The 6,353-nt window shown below is 64.0% G+C and carries 7 protein-coding genes; 5 read left to right on the top strand and 2 right to left on the bottom strand.

Annotated features, from left to right (window positions below):
• Positions 1-574 precede the first annotated feature (574 nt).
• The 4 genes from RTH46_RS21295 (at position 575) to RTH46_RS21280 (ending at position 3,442) form a co-directional block, all read left to right on the top strand.
• A complete protein-coding gene (locus RTH46_RS21295; RefSeq protein WP_316906550.1) occupies positions 575-1,240 on the top strand; it encodes a FadR/GntR family transcriptional regulator in 666 nt (221 codons plus the stop codon).
• Positions 1,241-1,253: 13 nt separating this feature from the next.
• Positions 1,254-2,534: a CynX/NimT family MFS transporter gene (locus RTH46_RS21290; protein ID WP_316906549.1), complete on the top strand. Its 1,281-nt coding sequence runs from the start codon at positions 1,254-1,256 to the stop codon at positions 2,532-2,534.
• A 100-nt stretch (positions 2,535-2,634) separates the two neighbouring features.
• Positions 2,635-3,105: a nuclear transport factor 2 family protein gene (locus tag RTH46_RS21285; RefSeq protein ID WP_153789128.1), complete on the top strand. Its 471-nt coding sequence runs from the start codon at positions 2,635-2,637 to the stop codon at positions 3,103-3,105.
• 43 nt (positions 3,106-3,148) lie between these two features.
• The gene (locus tag RTH46_RS21280) at positions 3,149-3,442 is read left to right on the top strand and encodes a GIY-YIG nuclease family protein (RefSeq protein WP_316906548.1); all 294 of its coding nucleotides are present in this window, start codon (positions 3,149-3,151) and stop codon (positions 3,440-3,442) included.
• A gap of 120 nt (positions 3,443-3,562) precedes the next feature.
• Here the strand turns inward: RTH46_RS21280 and yejK are convergent, their stop codons facing one another.
• A complete protein-coding gene (gene yejK / locus RTH46_RS21275) occupies positions 3,563-4,570 on the bottom strand; it encodes a nucleoid-associated protein YejK (protein ID WP_125465327.1) in 1,008 nt (335 codons plus the stop codon).
• Positions 4,571-4,962: 392 nt separating this feature from the next.
• Here yejK and RTH46_RS21270 point away from each other — a divergent pair, with 392 nt between their 5' ends.
• A complete protein-coding gene (locus tag RTH46_RS21270; RefSeq protein WP_110993227.1) occupies positions 4,963-5,244 on the top strand; it encodes an HU family DNA-binding protein in 282 nt (93 codons plus the stop codon).
• A gap of 161 nt (positions 5,245-5,405) precedes the next feature.
• On the opposite strand, the gene rlmF is transcribed toward RTH46_RS21270, so the two are convergent.
• Positions 5,406-6,344: a 23S rRNA (adenine(1618)-N(6))-methyltransferase RlmF gene (rlmF, locus tag RTH46_RS21265; RefSeq protein ID WP_316906547.1), complete on the bottom strand. Its 939-nt coding sequence runs from the start codon at positions 6,342-6,344 to the stop codon at positions 5,406-5,408.
• Positions 6,345-6,353: the final 9 nt, after the last annotated feature.

The raw sequence follows: 6,353 nt of genomic DNA, 5'->3' as shown, positions 1-6,353 counted from the left end.
AGCCAGCTCCCACAGGTTAGTGCGAAACTCACAGACTTGCGCTGTACCTGTGGGAGCCGGCTTGCCGGCGATAGGGCCCGAATAAACAATACATAAACAACAGCCAGGCTCAGATATACGCATTGCTGCTCTTGATCTGCTCTTGATTTTGCTTCTAAGCGCGCGATAGTCCAGGCAACACAAGTTGCGACTTCAGGAGGCCGAGTGGAGGTGACTGGAGGGCCCAGGTGCGCAGCACCCTTCGGCGCAGCCGAAGGCGCGAGATGTAGACTTGCGTAGCAAGTCGGAGGCCGCGCGGGCCCGGAAGGCACCGGAGCGAGGGGACCCCGGAGCGCAGCGCAGGGGCCGTATGATGGAGCGGGCGGCTTTGGTTACTTTGGCCAAGACCAAAGTAACCCGCCGTAAGGGCGGAAAGGTGACTAAGCGTCGCCATCGCAAATGAATGCGCATACATCTATCAAAACTAGCACTCTGATCCCCGGACCCGGACCCGGACCCGGACCCGAACCCGAACCCGAACCTTGCCACCCCCCCATCCAACCCGCTATCGTCCCACTGCCCAAAAATTCATCCGATGACTGGACGTACCCAGGTGACCCTCCTGATCAAACGCTCCCTGGTCGAGCAAGCCGTCGACCAACTCCGCGACCGCATCGCCCAAGGCACCTGGTCGATCGGCCAACGCCTACCCACCGAACCCGAACTCGCCAGCGACCTCGGCATCAGCCGCAACACCGTGCGCGAAGCCATGCGCGTCCTGGCCTTCAGCGGCCTGGTCGAGATCCGCCAGGGCGACGGCAGCTACCTGCGCACCGCCCAGGACCCCCTCCAAGCCGTGCAGGCCATGGCCCGTTGCACCGTCGAACACGCCCGCGAAACCCGCCATATCCTCGAAGCCGAAGCCATCGGCCTGGCGGCACTGCGCCGAACCGAACAAGACCTGCGCGACCTGCGCGAAGCCTTGCAGCACAGTGCGGCGCACTTCCAGGGTGACCTGGACGCCTACGTCGAATGCGACATCAATTTCCACCAGCGCCTGGTGGATGCCGCCCACAACCCCGCGCTCAGCGAACTCTACCGCTACTTCTCCGGCGTAGCGGCCGCCGCCCTGCAGCACAACATGATCACCGTCCCCCGTTGCCAGGTGGTGTTCGACCTGCATGAGCAGATTCTCGACGCCGTCGAACAACGCGACCCGAAACTGGCCAAACGCCTGAGCCGAACCCTTATCGAATCCTGAACGGGAGACGGCCATGGCCGAACCTATGACCCGCGACACAACGCCCCGCGAAGCGGAGCTCGATGAACTGCTGATCGACGCCGAGGCTGACGACGAGCAAGTGCAGCAACAACCTGTGCTACTGCGCCGGCCCTGGCTGCTGTTGCTGGGCCTGGTGCTGGTGGCATTGAACCTGCGCCCGGCCCTGTCGAGCATGGCGCCGGCACTGGGCCAGGTCTCGCAAAGCCTGGGCCTCAACGCCTCGCAGGCGGGCTTGCTGACCACCTTGCCGGTGCTCTGCCTGGGGCTGTTCGCACCGCTGGCGCCAGTCCTGGCGCGGCGCTTTGGCAGTGAGCGGGTGATCCTCGGCATTCTCCTCACCCTGGCCCTGGGCATCCTGGTGCGCAGCGCAATGGGCGTGACGGGGGTGTTCCTCGGCAGCCTGATGGCGGGGGCGAGCATCGGCATCATCGGTGTGCTGCTGCCGGGTATCGTCAAGCGCGACTTCCCCCAACATGCCGGCACCCTGACCGGGGTCTACACCATGGCCTTGTGCCTCGGGGCGGCGATGGCCGCCGGCGCAACCGTGCCGCTGAGCCAGCACTTCGATGACAGCTGGGCGCTGGGCCTGGGTTTCTGGATGCTGCCGGCGCTGCTGGCGATGCTGGTATGGCTGCCCCAGGCCCGCCAGGGCCATGGCCTGCACAAGGTGGCGTATCGGGTGCGCGGGCTGTGGCGTGATCCACTGGCCTGGCAGGTGACGCTGTACATGGGCTTGCAGTCGTCGCTGGCCTATATCGTCTTCGGCTGGCTGCCCTCGATCCTGGTGGGCCGGGGCCTGAGCCCGACCGAGGCAGGCCTGGTGCTGTCGGGGTCGGTGCTGGTGCAACTGATCAGCTCACTGAGCGCGCCGTGGCTGGCGACCCGTGGCAAGGACCAGCGGCTGGCCATCGTGGTGGTGATGCTGGTGACCCTGGCCGGCCTGTTCGGCTGCCTCTACGCGCCCATCGACGGGTTGTGGGGCTGGGCGGTGCTGTTGGGGCTGGGGCAGGGCGGCACCTTTGCCCTGGCCTTGACCCTGATCGTGTTGCGTTCGAAGGATGCGCACGTGGCGGCCAACCTGTCGAGCATGGCCCAAGGGGTGGGGTACACCCTGGCGTCCACCGGGCCCTTCGCCGTCGGCCTGGTGCATGACCTGACCGGAGGCTGGGATGCGCTGGGCTGGATCTTCGCCGTGTTGGGGGTGGGGGCTATCGCGTTCGGCTTGGGCGCCGGACGCGCCCTGCATGTTCAGGTCAGCAGCGAGCGGGTGTAGGCCACGCCGCCCGCGATCATCATTCACGGCGCGAATGGGCATGGTACTGCTGCTGGCCAGGCAGTATCGTGCGGGTTCCGTATCTTCGCAGGACCACCCCATGAGCGATGCCAACAGCGCCCTGATCACCCGTTTCTACCAGGCCTTCCAGCGCCTGGATGCCGAGGCCATGGTGGCCTGCTACAGCGACGACATCGCCTTCAGCGACCCGGTGTTCGGCACCCTGCGCGGCCAGGACGCCGGCGATATGTGGCGCATGCTCACCCGCCGCGCCAAGGACTTCACCCTGACCTTCGACAACGTACGCAGTGATGAGCTCGGTGGCGGCGCCCACTGGGTGGCGACCTACCTGTTCAGTCAGACCGGGCGGGTGGTGGTCAACGATATCCAGGCGCGCTTCGTGATCCGCGACGGGCTGATTTGCCAGCACGATGACAGCTTTGACCTGTGGCGCTGGTCGCGTCAGGCGTTGGGCATGCCGGGGGTAGTGCTGGGCTGGTCGCCGATGTTGCAGAACAAGGTTCGCCAGCAGGCCTTCAAAGGGCTGCGGGCGTTCCAGCAGGCGCGCTGAGCGGGTAAGCTGGCGGCCATCTTCAGCTGTATCGAATCGAGCCGTGAGCGAGACACCTTCCACCGTCGAGTGCAAACCCTGGTACGTCTACCTGGTGCGGGCCGCCAATGGTTCGCTGTACTGCGGTATCAGCGATGATCCGCAGCGGCGGTTCATCAAGCACCAGAAAGGGCAGGGCGCACGCTACTTCAAGACCAGTCCGGCGCAGGCGCTGGTATACGTGGAGCAGTGGCCGGACAAAGGCGAAGCACTGCGCCAGGAGCGTCTGGTCAAGAAGCTGCGCAAGAAGGCCAAGGAGGCCCTGGTTGCCTCCTATTGCGAAGCCACGACGCTCTGATTTGTGGGAGCGGGTTTACCCGCGAACACCGGCAAAGCCGGTGCCATCCACGGTGTTGCCGGCTCCGCGGGGTAAATCGCAGCGGCGAACCGCCGCTCCCACAGCGCTAGGCTGCTCGCCTCAGTCCTTGCGGCGTTTCAACTGATCGACCAACTGCGTCGGCAACCCCTTGATCACCAGCGTCCCCGCTTCTTCGTCGTACTCGATCTTTGAGCCCAGCAAGTGTGATTCGAAGCTGATCGACAGCCCTTCGGCCCGCCCGGTGAAACGGCGGAACTGATTGAGCGTGCGTTTATCGGCGGGGATTTCCGGCGACAGGCCGTAGTCACTGTTACGGATGTGATCGAAGAAGGCTTGCGGGCGGTCCTCGTCGATCAGGCTGGACAGCTCTTCGAGGCCCATCGGCTCGCCCATCTTGGTCTGCGAGGTGGCGTAGTCGACCAGGGTCTGGGTCTTTTCCCGGGCGGACTCTTCCGGCAGGTCTTCCTTTTCGACGAAGTCGCTGAAGGCCTTGAGCAGGGTACGGGTTTCGCCCGGGCCGTCCACGCCTTCCTGGCAGCCGATGAAATCACGGAAGTAATCCGAGACTTTCTTGCCGTTCTTGCCCTTGATGAACGAGATGTACTGCTTGGAGTTCTGGTTGTTCTTCCACTCGGACAGGTTGACCCGCGCTGCCAGGTGCAGCTGGCCAAGGTCAAGGTGGCGCGACGGCGTCACGTCGAGCTCGGCGTTCACCGCCACGCCCTCGCTGTGGTGCAGCAGGGCGATCGCCAGGTACTCGGTCATGCCCTGCTGATAGTGGGCGAACAAGACGTGGCCGCCGGTGGACAGGTTGGATTCTTCCATCAGCTTCTGCAGGTGCTCGACGGCGACGCGGCTGAAGCTGGTGAAGTCCTTTTCCTGTTCCAGGTACTGCTTGAGCCAGCCGCTGAACGGGTAGGCGCCGGACTCGCCATGGAACAGGCCCCAGGCTTTGCCTTGCTTGGCGTTGTAGCTGTCGTTGAGGTCGGCCAGCAGGTTTTCGATGGCATCGGAGGCCGCCAGTTCGCTGTCGCGGGCATGCAGTACAGCGGGGCTGCCATCGGGCTTCTTGTCGATCAGGTGAACGATGCAATGACGGATTGGCATGGAATTCTCTGTGATGTAAGCGGGGGCGAGGCCGCGCTGCAAAAGTCGCTCAGTTTACCTCAGGGTGGGGGCGATGCAGTGGCCAGATGTTGGCAGAAATGGCGGTTGTTCGTTTTTTGTTCATTTTTGTGCGTTTTTTCCTTAAACCCCCGAAAAACCTGCACAAAATCAGTGTCGACAGCGGATATTTATCGATTCCTGTGGTAGCTTTGCGCGGTCTTGCGCCCCTTGAGTGGCGCATTGCTGGCAGCGTGCTGGCGGGGTGTCGAACCAAACGCCGATTTGCGCATCTACATACGCGATCGACGCGGCCTCTGGATTGTCCCGGGCTGGCCCGACCACCGACCAAGCACGCTGCACAACCTCTGATTTGATAGGGAAGGAACACCACCATGGCACTGACCAAAGACCAACTGATTGCCGATATCGCTGAAGCCATCGACGCGCCAAAAACCACCGCGCGCAACGCCCTGGAGCAACTGGGCCAGATCGTCGCCGACCAACTGGAAAACGGCGCCGAAATCACCCTGCCAGGCATCGGCAAGCTGAAAGTCTCCGAGCGTCCTGCCCGTACCGGCCGCAACCCTTCGACTGGCGCTGCCATCGAAATCGCTGCCAAGAAAGTCGTCAAGTTCGTTCCGGCCAAGTCCCTGAACGACGCCATCAACAAGTAATTGTTGCTGCGTTGACGAAACCGCGCCCGGCTTGCCCGGGCGCGGTTTTTTTACGCCTGTGATTTCGCCTTGTGGGAGCCGGCTTGCCGGCGATCACCGGCAATGCCGGTGCCATCCACCGTGTCGCCTGAATCGCCGACAAGCCGGCTCCCACAGCAGGATCAACGCTTGGCCAGCCAGCCCTTGCGCGCGTCGTCGTCATGGAAGCTCCAGGCGACCATGCGGCTCTGCTTCTGCCCCTGGCCCATCTCGACGATATGCACGGCCTTCACGCCGGCCTTCTTCAGCGCCGCCTCGATGCCCGGCAGGTTGCTGGCCTTGGACACCAGGCTGGTGAACCACAGCACTTGTGCTGCGTACTGCACGCTTTCACCGATCAGTTGGCTGACGAAACGGATCTCGCCGCCTTCGCACCACAGTTCGTTGTTCTGCCCGCCAAAGTTCAGCACCGGCAGCTTGCGCTTGGGGTCCTGCTTGCCGAGGTTCTTCCATTTGCGCTGGCTGCCGCGGGTGGCTTCTTCGCGCGAGGCATGGAAGGGCGGGTTGCACAGGGTCAGGTCGAAGCGCTCGCCTTCCTGCAACAGGCCGCTGAGGATGTGCTTGCGCTCGGCTTGCAGACGCAGGCCGATGGCCTTGTCCAGCTGGTTGGCCTGGACGATGGCCTTGGCCGAGGCCAGGGCGATCGGGTCGATGTCGGAGCCGGTGAAGCGCCAGCGGTAGTCGCTATGGCCGAGCAGCGGGTAGATGCAGTTGGCACCCACGCCGATGTCCAGGACGCGCACCTGGGCGCCGCGTGGCACCTCGCCGGCGTTGTCCGCGGCCAGCAGGTCGGCGGCCACATGGATGTAGTCGGCGCGACCCGGGATCGGCGGGCACAGGTAATCGGCCGGGATGTCCCAGTGCTGGATGCCGTACTGGGCCTTGAGCAGCGCACGGTTGAACACACGCACGGCTTCGGGGTTGGCGAAGTCGATGCTGGGTTTGCCGTAGGGGTTGGTGATGGTGAAGCGGGCGAGGTCCGGGTGGGCCTTGATCAGTGCCGGGAAGTCGTAGCGGCCCTGGTGGCGGTTGCGGGGGTGCAGGGTGGGTTTCTGGGTCATCGTGGTGTC

The sequence above is a fragment of the Pseudomonas sp. zfem004 genome (genome assembly GCF_032621715.1).
Classification (GTDB): Bacteria; Pseudomonadota; Gammaproteobacteria; order Pseudomonadales; family Pseudomonadaceae; genus Aquipseudomonas; species Aquipseudomonas sichuanensis.
This window is presented reverse-complemented; position numbering and strand designations above follow the sequence as displayed.

What these genes read in the sequence shown, in the direction of transcription:
- RTH46_RS21290 (WP_316906549.1), top strand. Translation starts at nt 1,254, where the DNA reads ATGGCCGAACCTATGACCCGCGACACAACGCCCCGCGAAGCGGAGCTC.
- RTH46_RS21270 (WP_110993227.1), top strand. Translation starts at nt 4,963, where the DNA reads ATGGCACTGACCAAAGACCAACTGATTGCCGATATCGCTGAAGCCATC.
- RTH46_RS21295 (WP_316906550.1), top strand. Translation starts at nt 575, where the DNA reads ATGACTGGACGTACCCAGGTGACCCTCCTGATCAAACGCTCCCTGGTC.
- yejK (WP_125465327.1), bottom strand. Translation starts at nt 4,570, where the DNA reads ATGCCAATCCGTCATTGCATCGTTCACCTGATCGACAAGAAGCCCGAT.
- RTH46_RS21285 (WP_153789128.1), top strand. Translation starts at nt 2,635, where the DNA reads ATGAGCGATGCCAACAGCGCCCTGATCACCCGTTTCTACCAGGCCTTC.
- rlmF (WP_316906547.1), bottom strand. Translation starts at nt 6,344, where the DNA reads ATGACCCAGAAACCCACCCTGCACCCCCGCAACCGCCACCAGGGCCGC.